Consider the following 16,151-nt stretch of genomic DNA (forward strand, 5'->3'; position numbering starts at 1 on the left):
GGAAAGTGCGGAAATGCTACCGGAAAAGCCTGGTCACCGGCACCCGCGCTCAAGTTTTCCGCCCGGTTGACCGATAGCTCTGGAGTCAGTCATATCCCTTGGAGCCCACCGTGCGCCCGCGTCACCTGCTGCTTTCCGTTCTGCTGCTCAATGCGCCGGTTTGGGGGATGACCTTCCAGGACCGGCTTGAGAGTGCCGAATGGAAAGTGGAGGGCGACATCTTCGCCTGTCGCCTGCTGCAGCCGGTCCCGCGTTTCGGCAGCGGTGGCTTCCTCAAGCGTGCCGGCGAGGCGACGGTCTTCGAGCTGCGCACCACCGGTCCCTGGCTGGCCATCGGCAGCGCCAGCCTGCAAGCGGCGGCGGCGCCCTGGCGCCCTGGTCTGGGCGACGTCAACCTCGGCACGGTGCAATTGGTCGCGGGTGACCAGCCGCTGTCCTCTTCGGCACAACAGGCCGTGCGCCTGCTCACCGGCCTGCGGGAAGGGCGGACGCCGTTGGTGACCGGGCGCGACGGTCTGGCCCAACGGGTCGAGGTGCGGCTATTACCGATGCGCTTCGACAAGGCCTACCAGGACTTCGAGGCCTGTACCCGCAAGCTGCTGGCAGTTAACTTCGACCAGATCCGCCACTCGCAGATCAACTTCCCGGATGGCGGCGATGCCCTGGATGACGTGGCCAAGGCCAAGCTCGACCTCATCGACGATTACCTCAAGGCTGATCCGCGCGTGAATCACGTGGTGGTCTCCGGCTATAGCGACAATCACGGCACCCGGCTGGACAATCGCCAGGAGTCGCGGCTGCGCGCCCTGGCGGTCATGGAATACCTCAAGGCCAAGGGCTTTCCGGCCGAGCAGATCGAGCTGCGCTTCTTCGGCGAGCAGTATCCGCTGGTTCCCAACACCAGCAAGGCCAACCGTGCGCGCAATCGTCGGGTGACCCTGGTGTTCTCCCAGGGACCGGCCACGCCGCCCCAGCCCACCACCGCGCCGACCGCCACCGCGGCCAATCCTGCCGAACCGCCCGCACCCACCCCGGCACCGCCGGCCAAGCCCAAGGGCTAGTGTGGTGCTTTGGAAGTTCGCACAAGAATTAGCGAGTGATTTTTGACGGTTCGGCGCTCCGACGGTTCGGCGCCCCGAATGGGCTAGGCGCCGGGACGAGTCATAGCAGGGCTATGGCGAGGAGTGGCAACACTGCCCAGGCGGTCCGCCGATGCGGACAAAAAGCGCCGCCAAAATTGTGCAGTCAACTTATTAAGCGCCACACTAGGTGTCGCCTCGACATCCGGCTGCGTCGCGCCTCTATAAAACCCCCGCCGTGATCGGTAGAATCGGCGCCTTTCCGATTCAACGCGACGCACGGGAGCAAATGGCATGGCGGATGTGAAGAAGGTAGTCCTGGCGTATTCCGGCGGCCTGGACACCTCGGTGATCCTCAAGTGGCTGCAGGACACCTATAACTGCGAAGTGGTGACCTTCACCGCTGACCTCGGCCAGGGCGAGGAAGTCGAGCCGGCGCGTGCCAAGGCCCAGGCCATGGGCGTCAAGGAAATCTACATCGACGACCTGCGCGAAGAGTTCGTTCGTGATTTCGTCTTCCCAATGTTCCGTGCCAACACCGTCTACGAAGGTGAGTACCTGCTGGGTACCTCCATCGCCCGTCCGCTGATCGCCAAGCGCCTGATCGAGATCGCCAACGAGACCGGCGCCGATGCCATCTCCCACGGCGCCACCGGCAAGGGCAACGATCAGGTGCGCTTCGAGCTGGGCGCCTATGCGCTCAAGCCGGGCGTCAAGGTGATCGCACCCTGGCGCGAGTGGGACCTGCTCTCCCGCGAGAAGCTGATGGATTATGCCGAGAAGCACCAGATCCCGATCGAGCGCCACGGCAAGAAGAAGTCGCCGTACTCCATGGACGCCAACCTGCTGCACATCTCCTACGAGGGCGGTGTGCTGGAAGACACCTGGACCGAGCACGAAGAAGACATGTGGCGTTGGACCAAGTCCCCGGAAGCCGCGCCGGATACCCCGACCTATCTCGAGCTGACCTACCGCGCCGGTGACATCGTCGCCATCGACGGCAAGGAGCTGAGCCCGGCCACCGTGCTGGCCGAACTGAACCGCATCGGCGGCGAGAACGGCATCGGTCGCCTGGACATCGTCGAGAACCGCTACGTGGGCATGAAGTCCCGTGGTTGCTACGAGACCCCCGGCGGCACCATCATGCTCAAGGCCCACCGCGCCATCGAGTCCATCACCCTCGACCGCGAAGTGGCACACCTCAAGGACGAGCTGATGCCCAAGTACGCCAGTCTGATCTACACCGGCTACTGGTGGAGCCCCGAGCGGCTGATGCTGCAGCAGATGATCGACGCCTCCCAGGCCAACGTGAATGGCATGGTGCGTCTGAAACTGTACAAGGGCAATGTCATCGTCGTTGGCCGCAAGTCCGACGAGTCGCTGTTCGATGCCAACATCGCCACCTTCGAGGAAGATGGCGGCGCCTACAACCAGGCGGATGCGGCTGGCTTCATCAAGCTCAATGCGCTGCGCATGCGCATTGCCGCAGGCAAGGGTCGTACCCTGTTGTAAGGGTCACCTGGAAACGCAAAACCCCAGCCTCGGCTGGGGTTTTTTATGGGCTACAGATCGAAATCGTATTCGGAGATCTGCTTTTTCAGGCGGCGCTCTTCGAGCATGTTGTCGATCAGTCGCCGCTTGGTCAGGTTGGTCTTGCTGACGACGGGTTCGACGGTATCGGGCGCCTCACCCTCGGTCTCGAAATCTTCGTCTACATCGATATCGCTTTTGTCTTCGGCCATTGGTAACTCCTGCAAGGCTGAACAGGGTCACACGCCCGTCATCGACAGAACTGCGGGACCTTTTCGCGCACCTTATAACGACAAAGCAGGGGCCGGTAAAAAAGATTTTTTCAATCGCCAGAGGGCCTTCATCAGCCCTTTTTCAATCGTCGGAGGTTTTCGCCTTGTACTCACAAAGGTCTTCGATGCGACAGCTGCCGCAACGCGGCTTACGCGCTTGGCAGACGTAGCGGCCATGGAGGATGAGCCAGTGGTGGGCGTCCAGCAGATAATCCTTCGGCACCACCTTGAGCAGCTTCAGCTCCACTTCCACCACGTTCTTGCCAGGTGCCAGGTTGGTCCTGTTGCTGACCCGGAAGATGTGGGTATCCACGGCCATGGCGAGCTGCCGGAAGGCGGTGTTGAGAACCACGTTGGCGGTCTTGCGGCCGACGCCGGGTAGGGCCTCCAGTTCTTCGCGTGTCTGGGGTACCTCGCCGCCGTGGCGCTCCAGCAGCAGCCGGCAGGTCTCGATGACGTTCTTGGCCTTGCTGTTGTAGAGCCCTATGGTCTTGATGTACTCCGACAGCCCCTCCACACCCAGGTCGAAGATGGCCTGGGGCGTATTGGCCACCGGATAGAGGCGAGCGGTGGCCTTGTTGACGCTGACGTCGGTGGCCTGGGCGGAGAGGATCACGGCGATCAGCAATTCGAACGGCGAGGCGTAGGACAACTCCGTCTTGGGATCGGGGTTGTCCTCGTGCAGGCGACGGAAGATCTCCAGGCGTTTGGCGGCGTTCATGGCGTGGTCTGTTCTTCCAGAGCGGCAAGGTGTCGGGCGGCCTGCTGAGCAGCGCTGCGCAGGGCGTCCAGCTGCTGGGCCTGCTCTGGCGCGGGGGTGGCACCAAAGGCCCGTTCGGCCTTGGTCAGCTGGGCACGGGCCAGGGTGGCGGCGATGCGCGCCTGCTTGAGCGCGGCGGGATTCGGCGCCACGGTCGCGGCGGTCCCTTCTGCCTCTGGCTGCTGTGCAGCCTCCAAGGCTCGTTGGGCCTGCAAGGCGGCTTCGCGCAGCTGTCGTACCTGAGCCTCCAGAGCGGGCGTACCGTATTGAGCGAGTTGCCGCTCGGCCTTCTGCAGAGCGACCCGGGCCATGGCGGCGGCGATCTTCAGCGGCTTGAGCGCAGGCTCCGTCGTGGCAGAGGCCACTGGGGGCGCCACGGCTGCGGCGGGTGCCTGGCGACGTTGCCGCTCGGCCTCCAGCCGCTCGCGATCCCGCTGCAGGCGCGCCTGGCGGGCGTCGAAACGGCGACGATAGTAACGGGCACGCTGGCGCGCCGCTTCGCGGTCGACCGGTTCCGCCACGGCCACCAGATCGATGCAGTCCACCGGACAGGGCGCGAGGCAGAGTTCGCAGCCACTGCATTCGCTCTCGATGACCGTGTGCATCAGCTTGGCCGCGCCGAGGATGGCGTCGGTGGGGCAGACCTGGATGCACTTGGTGCAGCCGATGCACTCGGCCTCGCGGATCACCGCGCGTTGGCTGGGTGTCACCGGATAGGGCGAATCCAGCGGCAGCGCCGGGCGCTGGAGCAGAGCCGACAGCTCGAGAATAGTGGCCGTGCCGCCGGGCGGACACTTGTTGTGCGCTTCGCCCGCGGCGATGCCCGCCGCATAGGGCTGGCAACCGGGATGGCCGCACTTGCCGCATTGGGTCTGGGGCAGCAAGGCGTCGATGGCGGTGATGAGGTTGGCTTGGGCGTTCATGGTCATGACAGGGAGAAGAACGGCGCCCTGGGGCGCCGTAGCTATCACATCACCCGCTGGCCGGGCTTGGCGCCGCTGTCGGGGCTGAGCAGATAGATCTCGCTGCCGCCGGGGCCGGCAGCCAGCACCATGCCTTCGGAGATGCCGAACTTCATCTTGCGCGGCGCCAGGTTGGCGACGTAGAGGGTCAGGCGGCCTTCGAGCTGGCTCGGCTCGGGGTAGGCGCTCTTGATGCCGGAGAAGACGTTGCGCTTGGCATCGCCGATGTCCAGGGTCAGGCGCAGCAGCTTGTCGGCGCCCTCGACGAATTCGGCCTTCTCGATCAGGGCGATGCGCAGGTCGACCTTGGAAAAGGTATCGAAGTCGATGGTCTCGGCCAGCGGGGCCTTGGTCAGTTCGCCATTGCCGGCGGGTTGGGGCGCGGCCTGGGCGGCCAGGTCTTCCTTGGAAGCGTCGATCATGGTCTGCACCTTGGCGGGTTCGATGCGGGTGAGCAGGGGCTGGAAGGCGTTGAGCTGATGATTGGCCAGGCGGGTGTCGAGGTCGGCCCAGGTCAGGGGCGCGACATTGAGGAAGCTCTCGGCGGCGGCGACCAGGTTGGGTAGCACGGGCTTGAGCAGGATCGCCAGCTGGCGGAACAGCTCGACGCCCTGGGCGCAGATGGCCTGGACCTCGTCGGCCTTGCCGTCCTGCTTGGCCAGGCTCCAGGGCGCCTTGTCGGCGATCCAGGCGTTGGCGCGGTCGGCCAGCGCCATGGTCTCGCGCATGGCGCGGCCGAAGTCACGGGTCTCGTAGGCCTCGGCGATGCTCGGCGCGGCGGCACGGAAGGCGGCTTCCAGCTCGGGGGCGGCCTGGGCGTCCACCAGCAGGCCGGCATTGCCCTTGTGGATGAAGCCGGCGCAGCGACTGGCGATGTTGACCACCTTGCCCACCAGGTCGGAATTGACCTTCTGCACGAAGTCCTCGAGGTTCAGGTCGATGTCTTCGACATGGCGCGAGAGCTTGGCGGCGAAGTAATAGCGCAGGTACTCGGGATTCAGGTGATCCAGGTAGGTGCGCGCCTTGATGAAGGTGCCACGGGACTTGGACATCTTCTGGCCGTCGACGGTGAGGAAGCCGTGGACGTTGAGCGCGGTCGGCTTGCGGTAGCCGGCGCCTTCGAGCATGGCCGGCCAGAACAACGCGTGGAAATTGACGATGTCCTTGCCGATGAAGTGGTACAGCTCGGCGGTGCTGTCCTTGTTCCAGAAGGCGTCGAAGTCGAGGTCGTCGCGGCGGTCGCAGAGGTTCTTGAAGCTGGCCATGTAGCCGATGGGGGCGTCCAGCCAGACGTAGAAGTACTTGCCCGGGGCGTCGGGGATCTCGAAGCCGAAGTAGGGCGCATCGCGGGAGATGTCCCACTGCTGGAGACCGGCATCCAGCCATTCGGCGATCTTGTTGGCCACCGATTCCTGCAGGGCGCCGCTGCGGGTCCAGCCCTTGAGCATGTCGCTGAAGTCGGGAAGCTTGAAGAAGAAGTGCTCGGATTCGCGCAGCACCGGGGTCGCGCCGGAGATGGCCGACTTGGGGTCCTTCAACTCGGTGGGCGCATAGGTGGCGCCGCACTTCTCGCAGTTGTCGCCGTACTGGTCGGCAGCGCCACATTTAGGGCAGGTGCCCTTGATGAAGCGGTCGGCCAGGAACATCTGCTTGTCCGGGTCGAAGTACTGGGTGACCGGACGGGTGGCGATGTGGCCGTTCTCGCGCAGCTTCAGGTAGATGGCGCGCGACAGCTCACGATTCTCTTCCGCATGGGTGGAGTGGAAGTTGTCGAAGGCCACGCCGAAATCGGCGAAGTCGGCGCTGTGCTCGCGCTTGACGTTGTCGATCAGCTGTTCGGGCGTGATGCCCTCGCGCTCGGCGCGCAACATGATGGCCGAGCCATGGGCGTCGTCGGCGCAGACGTAGAGACATTGGTTGCCGCGCAGCCGCTGGAAGCGGGCCCAGATGTCGGTCTGGATGTACTCGACCATGTGGCCGAGGTGAATGGAGCCGTTGGCGTAGGGCAGGGCGCTGGTGACGAGAATCTTGCGGGGCTCGGTCATGGTCTTGGCTGGATCGCGACGCTGATAAGGTGACCGACCATCATAGCGAAATGGCCGGTCGGTTTCATCCGCGGGGGATGGGCAGGGGCAGGTCTGGACTCAGATATCCGCCAACTGCCAGTACAGGGCGCTGACCATGGCCGCACCCAGGGCGGCGCTGCGGGCACCGTTCCAACCGACGTCCGGACGCGGGTCGTTGGCGTTGTCCTTGAACGGCAATTCCAGGGTCAGGGCCAGGCAGCCGTAGGTGTGGCCGACGTACTTGGTGGCGAGCTTGAGCGTCTCGCTGCCGAAGTGACCACGCGGGTAGCCGTAGCGGGTCTGGAAGTCCGGGCTGGCGCGCAGGAAGCGTTGCAGGAAGGCCTGCTGCTCCGCCTCTTCGCGTTCACCGAAGTTGGGCAGGCCGTTGCAGCCATCGACGAAGACATAGGGCAGGGCTTCGTCGCCATGGATGTCGAGGAACAGATCGCAGCCGGTCGCGGCGATGGCGCGGCGGACCGCCAGGACTTCGGGACTGCGCTGCTCGTCCGGCTCCAGCCATTCGCGGTTGAGGTTGGCGCCGGCGGCGTTGGTTCTCAGGTTGCCCAGCGCCGAGCCGTCGGGATTCATGTTCGGCACCACGTGCAGCACCGCGTGCTCCAAGAGCTTGGCACCGACCGGATCGCCTAGGTGATCGCCCAGGCCGAGCAGGCGTCTCAGCAGGCCTTCGACGAACCACTCGGCCATGGGTTCGCCGGGATGCTGGCGGGCGATGATCCAGATATTTTTCTTCTCGGCGCCCGGCGTGCCGATGTGCAGCAGGTCCAGCGAGCGCCCCAGCAGCGAACGGCCGACGGTTTCCAGACGGACGGCGGGATGGCGCTGCGCTTCGCCCATAAAGGCCAGGTGACGGCTCTCCGGATAGGGCTCGAAATAGACGAAGAACAGACTGTCGTGGTCGGGGGTGACATCCCAGCTCAGGGTCTTGCCATCGTAGCGGGTGGGAATGCGAAACCAGTCCTGGCCGTCGTAGCTGGCTACCACCCCGTAGTCGCGCCAACCTTCGGGGTAGGCACAGTCACCGGCGTTCTCGAAGGTCAGCCGACAGGACAGGCCGCGGGCACCTTCCAGGCGGAAATGGAACCACTGGGTGAAGGGCGAGGCGCTGTCGGGGCGGATGCGCAAGCGGATGTCGGCGGGGTTGGCCAGGGACAGCACCTCCACGGCGCCGCTGTCGAAGGTGGAACTGATGTGCAGGGAAGGGGCGTTCACGCAAGGCTCCACGCAAGGGAAATAAGCCGGAAGTGTAGCGCCGCGCGGATAGGCTTTACCAAGGACAGTGGGTAGCATAGGCCGCAGCTCATTCTTCTCATCCGCCGTTTCCGGGAGTCTGCATGACCGCTCCGACCCGCGAGGCCATCGAGGCCGCGCTGCGCCAGTACCACGATCCCTATCTCGAACAAGACCTGCTCAGTGCCGGCGCCCTGCGCGACCTCGCGCTGGATGGTGGCCGTGTGCGGGCCCGCTTCGAGCTGGGCTATGCCGCCGGGCTGTTCAAGGGTGGTCTGGCCCAGGTGCTCAAGACCGCCCTGGAGAACGTACCCGGGGTCGAAACCGCCGAGATCCAGATCGACTGCCATATAGCGCCCCATGCGGTCCAGCCGCAGCTGGAGGCCATGGGCAACGTCAAGAACATCATCGCCGTGGCCTCGGGCAAGGGCGGGGTGGGCAAGTCCACCACCGCCGCCAACCTGGCCCTGGCACTGGCCCGCGAAGGCGCTCGGGTCGGGGTGCTGGACGCCGACATCTATGGCCCCAGCCAGGGCATCATGTTCGGTTTCGCCGAAGGCACTCGTCCCGAGGTGCGCGACGAGAAGTGGTTCATCCCGCTGCAGGCCCATGGCGTCGAGGTCATCTCCATGGCCTTCCTGACCAACGACAAGACCCCGGTGGCCTGGCGCGGGCCGATGGTCTCCGGTGCGCTGATCCAGCTGATCACGCAAACTGCCTGGAATGACCTCGACTACCTGGTGATCGACATGCCGCCCGGTACCGGCGATATCCAGCTGACCCTGGCGCAGAAGGTACCGGTGGCCGGCGCGGTGATCGTTACAACGCCCCAGGACCTTGCTCTGCTGGACGCCAGGAAGGGCGTGGAAATGTTCCAGAAGGTCAACATCCCGGTGCTCGGGGTGGTGGAGAACATGGCCGTGCACATCTGCTCCAATTGCGGCCATGCCGAGCACCTGTTCGGCGAGGGCGGTGGCAGCAAGCTGGCCGAGCAGTACGGCGTGGATCTGCTGGCCTCGCTACCGCTGGCCATGGCCATCCGTGAGCAGGCCGACGCCGGTCGCCCCACGGCCATCGCCGATCCCGACAGCCAGATCGCGCTGATCTACCAGGAACTGGCGCGCAAGGTCGGAGCACGCATCGCTCAGGGCGGCCAGGCCGGTGGCGGGATGCCCACCATTACCGTCAGCGACGACTGATTTCGTCCGTTCGCCTTTGAGACCGCGCGGCTATCCACTAGAATGCGCGGTCAATTTTTTCGCCCCGGAGCTAGACCTGCCATGAGCATCAAATCGGACAAGTGGATTCGCCGCATGGCCCAGGAGCACGGCATGATCGAGCCCTTCGTCGAGCGCCAGATGCGCGGCGCGGACGACAGTCGGGTGATCTCCTACGGGGTGTCCAGCTACGGCTACGACGTGCGCTGCGCCAACGAATTCAAGGTGTTCACCAACATCCATTCCGCGGTGGTGGACCCGAAGAACTTCGACGACAAAAGCTTCGTCGACGTGGTCAGCGACGTCTGCATCATTCCGCCGAACTCCTTCGCCCTGGCGCGCACCGTGGAATACTTCCGCATCCCGCGCGATGTGCTGACCATCTGCCTGGGCAAGAGCACCTATGCCCGCTGCGGCATCATCGTCAACGTCACCCCGCTGGAACCTGAGTGGGAAGGGCACGTGACCCTGGAGTTCTCCAACACCACCACCTTGCCGGCGAAGATCTACGCCAACGAGGGCGTGGCCCAGATGCTGTTCCTGCAATCCGACGAGGCTTGCGAAGTCTCCTACAAGGATCGTGGCGGCAAGTACCAAGGCCAGCGTGGCGTGACCCTGCCGCGCGCCTGATCCGCATGTGGGCCGACAAAGCCGCCTTATTGGGCGGCTTTGTCTTTTCCCGGCCCTCAAGACCTGGCGACTGCGGCCGATAGCCTTTCACCTGAACTATCTTTGGAGCGGATTTTCCATGGCCAGCATTCTCGATACCGTCGATCAACGTACCCAGTTGGTTGGCGAGAACCGCCTGGAAATTCTCATGTTCCAGCTGTCCAGCCGGCAGATGTTCGCCATCAACGTGTTCAAGGTGCAGGAGGTGCTCAAGCTGCCGCGCCTGACGCTGATGCCCAAGCGCCATCCGGTGGTCTGCGGGGTGGTTCACCTGCGCGGCCAGACCCTGCCGGTGATCGATCTGGCCGCCGCCATCGGCATGCGCGCCATCACTCCCGATGAGAACAGCACCATCATCGTCACCGAGTACAACCGCTCGGTGCAGGCCTTCCTGGTGGGCAGCGTCGACCGCATCATCAACCTGAACTGGGACAGCATCCAGCCGCCGCCTGGCGGCGCCGGGCGCCAGCACTACCTGACCGCCATCACCCGCATCGAAGACAAGCTGGTGGAGGTGATCGACGTGGAGAAGGTGCTGGCCGAGATCGCGCCCTACAACGTCAAGGTATCCCAGGAGCGCCTGGCCGATCCGCTGCTGGCCAAGGCCCGCGGTCGCGAGGTGCTGCTGGTGGACGACTCCAGTACCGCCATCGGCCAGCTGCGCGACACCCTGGTGCAGTTGGATCTGAAGTTCCATATCGCTACCGACGGCCTGCAGGCGTTGCGCAAGCTCAAGGCTTGGGCTGACGAGGGGCTGGTACTGACCGAAAAGTTGCTGATGGTGGTCACCGATGCCGAGATGCCGGAAATGGATGGCTACCGGCTGACCACCGAGATCCGCCAGGATCCGCGCCTCGCCGATCTCTATGTCGTGTTGCACACGTCCTTGTCCGGCAGCTTCAACGAAGCCATGGTGAAGAAGGTCGGCTGCAACGCTTTCCTGTCCAAATTCCAACCGGATCTATTGGTCGAGGAAGTGCGGCGGCGCCTGGCGCTGGCCGAAGAGAGCTGATTCCCGCGGTTTCGCCGGTCCGGCACCTCCCTTACACTGGCGGCCCTCGTCAGCTGCCAGGAAGCCGCGTTCATGCCGCACCTCAGTGCCCTCTACCGTTATCCCGTCAAATCGACGGCCGTGGAAACCCTGTCGCGCGCCGAGGTGGACGCCCTGGGCCTGGTCGGTGACCGGCGCTGGATGGTGGTGGACGCCGATACCGGTCGCTTCCTGACCCTGCGCCAACTGGCGCAGATGAATCGCCTCGAAGCGCGCTGGCTGGCCGCCGATCGCCTACGCCTGAGCGCGCCCGACCGCGAACCGCTCGAGGTCGCGGTACCCGATGCCCAGGCCGAGCGGCTGGGCGTCACCATCTGGCGCGATACCCTGCAGGCGCCGGTGGCCGCCGCGGCCGATGCCTGGCTGAGCGACTTCCTCGGCCGTCGCTGCCGTCTGGTGCACATCGCCGAAAGCCACGCTCGCCAGATCAACACCGACTTCGCCGAACCCGGCCAGAAGGTGCATTTCGCTGATGGCTTTCCGCTGCTGCTGACCAGCGAAGCCTCCTTGGCCGATCTGGTGGCTCGGGTAGGCAAGCCGTTGGAAATGCTGCGCTTTCGGCCCAATCTGGTGGTGGAGGGTACCTCCGCCTATGCCGAGGACGGCTGGAAGCGCCTGCGCATCGGCACCCTGGACTTCGCCGTGGCCTGCCCCTGTTCGCGCTGCATCGTCACCACCCAGGACCCGCTGACCGGCGAGAAGGACCCTGATCGGCAACCGCTCACCGCCCTGCGCGAATACCGCTTCGAGGACAATCGCATGCTGTTCGGCATGAATGTCATTCCCTTGGGTCAAGGTGTCATCGAGGTCGGCATGCCGGTGGAGTTGCTGGAATGAGCCCGTTGCGCCGAGTGGCGCTGGTCAGTCCGGCGGGTGCGGTCAAGGAAGAGTTGGTCATGGCGGCGATGGCGCAGCTACGGGCTGTTGGTATCGAACCGCTGCTCGGCGAGCAGGCGCTCAGCCGGCATCGCTATCTGGCCGGTACGGCGCAAGAGCGGGCGGCGGATCTGCACTGGGCTTTCAGTCAGGCTGACGTCGATGCGGTCTGGTGCTTGCGGGGCGGCTATGGGTCCGCCCAGTTGCTGCCCTGGCTGGACTGGTCGCGCCTCTCCAGCAGCAAGGGGCGGCCCTTGATCGGCTATTCCGACCTGACGGTGTTGCTGGAGGCCTTCCATCGCCGTGGGCTGACCGCCATCCATGGGCCCGGCGCCCTGGACTGGGGGCGTCGTGACGAAGATCCCGACGCTCAGGCGGCGCGGACTCGCTCGCTGGAATCGGCGCTTGAGCTGTGCGCCGGTGCACGACCGGCCTGGAGTCTGGAGCGGCTGGCCGGTCCTGCCCAGGTCCCGGCAGGTGAGTTGATTGGCGGCAACCTCACCACCTTGGCCAGCGTGGTCGGTACCTCTGCCGCCCTGCGGCCCCACGATGGCGCCATCCTCATGCTGGAAGACGTCGGCGAACCCTACTACCGGCTGGAGCGCAGCCTCTGCCAGTTGCTGGGGGGGCTTACCGAGCACCGCATCGGGGCGGTCTGCCTGGGCACCTTTACCGATTGTCCGCGGCGCAATGTCGAACAGTCGCTGGAAGAGATCTTCGCCGAGTGGCTGGAGCCGCGCGGCATCGCCCTCTATCGCGGTCTGCCCAGCGGCCATGGTCCGGCGAATCACGCCTGGCCCTATGGCGCTCGGGTGCGGTTGGAAGCAGGCCGCCTCCAGGTGCTCTAGCGAACTCGAACCTGCTCGCCCTCGAGCCTGGCATCGCCTGGGGCTTTGGGATCGCCGCCTCTTGGTAGCCGACGTTGCCGTCGTCGAGCCAGTTGGCTATGCGACCCGCAGGTCCGCGCCTGACCAGGGTTGGCTGACAGGGCGTGCGGATGTCTGGTCGCCAGGATGCTGCTATGATTCGCGACCTTGCCGACCCTCGTTTTCAGGTACCCGCCATGGCGCAGATTTCCGAACGTCTCCTGGTCCAGGCCCATCTGGCCGCCAAGCAGCCCAAGGCGCTCGGGCCGGACGAGATCGCGGCCTACAAGACCGCCATCGCCCGCGAGCTCAAGGCGCAGAATGCGGTGCTGCTGGCCCACTACTACACCGATCCGTTGATCCAGGCCCTGGCCGAGGAAACCGGCGGTTGCGTCGCTGATTCCCTGGAAATGGCTCGCTTCGGCAATCGCCACCCGGCCTCGACCGTAGTGGTCGCCGGGGTCAAGTTCATGGGCGAGACGGCCAAGATCCTCAACCCGGAAAAGCGGGTGCTGATGCCGACCCTGGAGGCTACCTGCTCGCTGGACCTGGGTTGCCCGGTGGATGAGTTCTCCGCCTTCTGCGACCAGCATCCCGAACGCACCGTGGTGGTCTATGCCAACACCTCCGCCGCCGTGAAGGCCCGGGCGGACTGGGTGGTCACTTCCGGTTGCGCCCTGGATATCGTCGAGCACCTGATGGACAACGACGAGACCATCCTCTGGGCGCCCGATCGGCACCTGGGTCGTTACATCCAGCGCGAGACCGGGGCGGACATGCTCCTGTGGGAAGGCTCCTGCATCGTCCACGAGGAATTCAAGGCCAGCCAGTTGGAAGACCTCAAGCGGCTCTACCCGGAGGCCGCCATCCTTGTCCATCCGGAGTCGCCCGAGGCGGTGATCGAGCTGGCCGACCATGTCGGCTCCACCAGCCAGATGATCAAGGCCGCCCAGACCCTGCCCAACCAGCAGTTCATCGTCGCCACCGACCGCGGCATCTTCTACAAGATGCAGCAGGCCTGCCCGGACAAGGTCTTCATCGAGGCACCCACCGCTGGCAACGGCGCCGCTTGCCGCAGTTGCGCCCACTGCCCCTGGATGGCGATGAATACCCTGGAGCGCACCCTCAACTGCCTGCTCGATGGCTCCGGCGAGGTGCTGGTCGATCCAGCGCTCATTCCCAGGGCGGTCAAACCACTCAAGCGGATGCTGGACTTCACCCAGGCGCTGCAGTTGCGGGTCAAAGGCAACGCCTAAGGGCGCTGCCTAGCGGTCAGCGCAGGATCTCTTCGCTCAGCTTGCGCTGGGCGATCATCTCTTGCTGACGGGCGTCTATTCGTGCGGCGAGCTGATAGTTGTTGGCTGCCCGCTGCTTGGCGAAGCCCAGTTGCTGGATGGCCTGGTTGTAGTCGCCGGTCAGGGCGAAGTACTCGGCGCGTGCCTGGTGCACGCCCACCAGATCACCCGCCTGGCCACGAATATCCGCTGCCAGGTTCCACAGATCCGGATCGATCGGCCGCTGCTTGAGCAGCTTGTCCAGTAGTTGGCTGGCCGCCTTGGCCTGTTTGGTCCTGTTGAGTAGATCTACTTGGGCCAGGGCGACGGCCAGGTCGTCCGGGTAGAGTTCCATCAGCCGCTGGGCGCGTTTCTGGGCGTCGGGCAGGCGATTGGCGGTGATGTCCAGGTCGACCTGGGCAAGGTTATAGCTGACGTCGTCCGGTGCCTTGCGCAGCAAGGGGGCCAGGATTTCGCGCGCCTCGTTGAGCTGGCCCTGGCGGGTCAGGCCCATGGCCAGGCCGTAGCGGACGGCGTCGTTGTCCGGATTTTCCTGCAACTGGGCTCGATAGCGCTTCACCAGCAGGCCGGCGGTTTCCTCGAAATACATCTGAGCCCGCACCTTCATCAGCTGGAAGCGCTTGCTGTCCTCGACGCCGCCCTTGGGAAAGCGCTCGGCGCGCGCCTGGGTATCGGCGATCCGGCTGTCGGTGACCGGGTGCGTCAGTAGGAATTCCGGCGGGGTACGGTCATAGCGATACTGGCGGGCGAGCCGACCGAACATCTCCGGCATGGCGCGTGGATCGTAGCCGGCGCGCTCCAGATTGACGATGCCGACGCGGTCGGCCTCCTGCTCGTTGAGCCGGGAAAAACGCAACTGGCTCTGGATCGCCGCCGCCTGGGTCGAGGCGATGGCGGCGATTCCCGCATCGCCACCGCCCGCCGCGGCTGCCACGATCCCGGCGAGCAAGGCCGCCATCAGCGGCAGCTGCATGCGCTGCTGGTTTTCCACCCCGCGGGCGAAGTGGCGCTGGATCAGGTGACCCAGCTCATGGGCCATGACCGCCGCGTACTCGGCTTCGGTCTCCGACTTGAGGAACAGTCCGCCATTCACCCCGATCACTCCACCGGGAGCGGCGAAGGCGTTGATCTCGGGGTCCTTGATCAGGATGAAGACCAGGCGGTGGTCCTGCAGGTCGCTGGTCTCAGCCAGCTTGTAGACGGTTTGCTCGACGAACTGCTTGAGCTGCGGATCGTTGATGGTCGGTACCTGGCCGCGCAGCATGCTCAGCCAGGCGCGGCCCATCTGAAACTCCTGCTCGGGCGAGACGATCGAAGAGCTGGCATCGCCCAGCGAAGGCAGATCGTTCGCACCATGCGCCAGAAGCGGCGCGGTGAACAGCGCCAGGGACAGCAGGGCGGGGCGCAGAGCTTTCATGGCATGACTCGTGAACGCAAAGTCGTTACTTTAGCGGCCCGTCGTCCGAGTGCCTAGCAAGCGCAGGCACTGTCGTATCCCGTACCGGAGAATCCCATGGCTGATATGAGCCAACCCTATACCGGCGCTGTGACCGCCCATCTCGACGCCAGCGGGCTAAGTTGCCCCATGCCGTTGCTCAAGGCCAAGCTCGAGCTCAACCGACTGGCCACGGGCGAGGTGCTTGCCGTGGTGGCTACCGACGCCGGCTCGCAGCGTGACTTCCGCACCTTCGCCAAGCTCTCGGGACACGCCCTGGTCGGCGAAGAGGTGGCGGGAGAAACCTTCCGCTACTGGCTGCGCAAGGCCTGATCAGGCCTCGTTGAGCGCCTGGGCGGCGGCGAGCACCTCGTCGACGTGCCCGGGCACCTTCACATTGCGCCAGATCTTGCGCACTACGCCGTCGCGATCGATGAGGAAGGTGCTGCGATCGACGCCGATGTACTCCTTGCCATAGAGCTTCTTCGGTTGCAGCACCTCGAACAGATGGCACAGGGTTTCATCCTTGTCGCTGATCAGCTCGAAGGGAAAGCCCTGCTTGGCGCGGAAGTTCTCGTGGGTGCGCAGGCTGTCGCGCGAGATGCCCAGGACCTGGGTGTTGGCGGCGACGAACTGCTCGTGCAGATCGCGGAAGCCCTGACCCTGGGTGGTACAGCCCGGAGTGTTGTCCTTGGGATAGAAGTACAGCACCGTCTGGCGACCGCGCAGGCTGTCGGGCGAGACCTCGAGGCCGCTGGTGGCCTGGGCCTGAAAGGCGGGAAGCGATTGGTCGAGGGTCACGCTCATGGACAGGTCCTCTGGCTG

16 protein-coding genes are annotated in these 16,151 nt (G+C 65.0%); 9 read left to right on the forward strand and 7 right to left on the reverse strand.

Features of this window, described 5'->3' with window-relative positions; translation table 11 throughout:
- The first annotated feature begins 110 nt into the window (after positions 1–110).
- Together FAZ11_RS07180 and FAZ11_RS07185 are read left to right on the forward strand one after the other, a co-directional pair.
- Positions 111–1,061 (forward strand): flagellar protein MotY, encoded by a 951-nt coding sequence (locus FAZ11_RS07180; RefSeq protein WP_058773506.1) that lies wholly within the window; start codon positions 111–113, stop codon positions 1,059–1,061.
- A 312-nt stretch (positions 1,062–1,373) separates the two neighbouring features.
- Positions 1,374–2,591 (forward strand): argininosuccinate synthase, encoded by a 1,218-nt coding sequence (locus FAZ11_RS07185; RefSeq protein WP_058773505.1) that lies wholly within the window; start codon positions 1,374–1,376, stop codon positions 2,589–2,591.
- A 50-nt stretch (positions 2,592–2,641) separates the two neighbouring features.
- On the opposite strand, the gene FAZ11_RS07190 is transcribed toward FAZ11_RS07185, so the two are convergent.
- From FAZ11_RS07190 to FAZ11_RS07210, 5 genes are all read right to left on the reverse strand, one after another.
- A complete protein-coding gene (locus FAZ11_RS07190; protein ID WP_058760972.1) occupies positions 2,642–2,821 on the reverse strand; it encodes a PA3496 family putative envelope integrity protein in 180 nt (59 codons plus the stop codon).
- 142 nt (positions 2,822–2,963) lie between these two features.
- Positions 2,964–3,602, reverse strand: coding sequence for an endonuclease III (gene nth / locus FAZ11_RS07195; RefSeq protein WP_058760971.1), 639 nt, complete (start codon positions 3,600–3,602; stop codon positions 2,964–2,966).
- Entirely contained in the window at positions 3,599–4,564 is a 966-nt protein-coding gene (locus FAZ11_RS07200) for an RnfABCDGE type electron transport complex subunit B (protein WP_058773535.1), read from the reverse strand. Before FAZ11_RS07200 ends, nth begins: the two co-directional genes overlap by 4 nt.
- A 44-nt stretch (positions 4,565–4,608) precedes the next feature.
- Positions 4,609–6,648: a methionine--tRNA ligase gene (gene metG, locus FAZ11_RS07205; RefSeq protein WP_058773504.1), complete on the reverse strand. Its 2,040-nt coding sequence runs from the start codon at positions 6,646–6,648 to the stop codon at positions 4,609–4,611.
- Positions 6,649–6,747: 99 nt separating this feature from the next.
- Positions 6,748–7,899 (reverse strand): M14 family metallopeptidase, encoded by a 1,152-nt coding sequence (locus FAZ11_RS07210; protein ID WP_058773503.1) that lies wholly within the window; start codon positions 7,897–7,899, stop codon positions 6,748–6,750.
- 122 nt (positions 7,900–8,021) lie between these two features.
- On the opposite strand from FAZ11_RS07210, the gene apbC reads away from it, so the two are divergent.
- From apbC to nadA, 6 genes are all read left to right on the forward strand, one after another.
- On the forward strand, positions 8,022–9,116 hold the full coding sequence (gene apbC, locus FAZ11_RS07215; protein WP_137279499.1) for an iron-sulfur cluster carrier protein ApbC: 1,095 nt from the start codon (positions 8,022–8,024) through the stop codon (positions 9,114–9,116).
- Positions 9,117–9,197: 81 nt separating this feature from the next.
- On the forward strand, positions 9,198–9,764 hold the full coding sequence (gene dcd / locus FAZ11_RS07220; RefSeq protein ID WP_007162761.1) for a dCTP deaminase: 567 nt from the start codon (positions 9,198–9,200) through the stop codon (positions 9,762–9,764).
- Positions 9,765–9,882: 118 nt separating this feature from the next.
- Positions 9,883–10,815, forward strand: coding sequence for a chemotaxis protein CheV (locus tag FAZ11_RS07225; protein ID WP_058767283.1), 933 nt, complete (start codon positions 9,883–9,885; stop codon positions 10,813–10,815).
- Between the two features lie 72 nt (positions 10,816–10,887).
- On the forward strand, positions 10,888–11,691 hold the full coding sequence (locus FAZ11_RS07230; RefSeq protein ID WP_058773501.1) for an MOSC domain-containing protein: 804 nt from the start codon (positions 10,888–10,890) through the stop codon (positions 11,689–11,691).
- Entirely contained in the window at positions 11,688–12,578 is an 891-nt protein-coding gene (locus tag FAZ11_RS07235; RefSeq protein ID WP_058773500.1) for a S66 peptidase family protein, read from the forward strand. Before FAZ11_RS07230 ends, FAZ11_RS07235 begins: the two co-directional genes overlap by 4 nt.
- A 215-nt stretch (positions 12,579–12,793) precedes the next feature.
- Positions 12,794–13,852: a quinolinate synthase NadA gene (gene nadA, locus FAZ11_RS07240; RefSeq protein WP_058767313.1), complete on the forward strand. Its 1,059-nt coding sequence runs from the start codon at positions 12,794–12,796 to the stop codon at positions 13,850–13,852.
- Between the two features lie 16 nt (positions 13,853–13,868).
- Here nadA and FAZ11_RS07245 read toward each other — a convergent pair whose 3' ends face one another.
- Positions 13,869–15,308: a M48 family metalloprotease gene (locus FAZ11_RS07245; protein ID WP_058773499.1), complete on the reverse strand. Its 1,440-nt coding sequence runs from the start codon at positions 15,306–15,308 to the stop codon at positions 13,869–13,871.
- A gap of 96 nt (positions 15,309–15,404) precedes the next feature.
- Here FAZ11_RS07245 and FAZ11_RS07250 point away from each other — a divergent pair, with 96 nt between their 5' ends.
- The gene (locus FAZ11_RS07250; protein WP_058760962.1) at positions 15,405–15,659 is read left to right on the forward strand and encodes a sulfurtransferase TusA family protein; all 255 of its coding nucleotides are present in this window, start codon (positions 15,405–15,407) and stop codon (positions 15,657–15,659) included.
- Here FAZ11_RS07250 and FAZ11_RS07255 read toward each other — a convergent pair whose 3' ends face one another.
- Entirely contained in the window at positions 15,660–16,133 is a 474-nt protein-coding gene (locus FAZ11_RS07255; RefSeq protein ID WP_058773498.1) for a peroxiredoxin, read from the reverse strand. It abuts the gene before it with no gap.
- Between the last annotated feature and the right edge of the window lie 18 nt (positions 16,134–16,151).

This window comes from Pseudomonas rhizoryzae, from assembly GCF_005250615.1.
Classification (GTDB): Bacteria; Pseudomonadota; Gammaproteobacteria; order Pseudomonadales; family Pseudomonadaceae; genus Chryseomonas; species Chryseomonas rhizoryzae.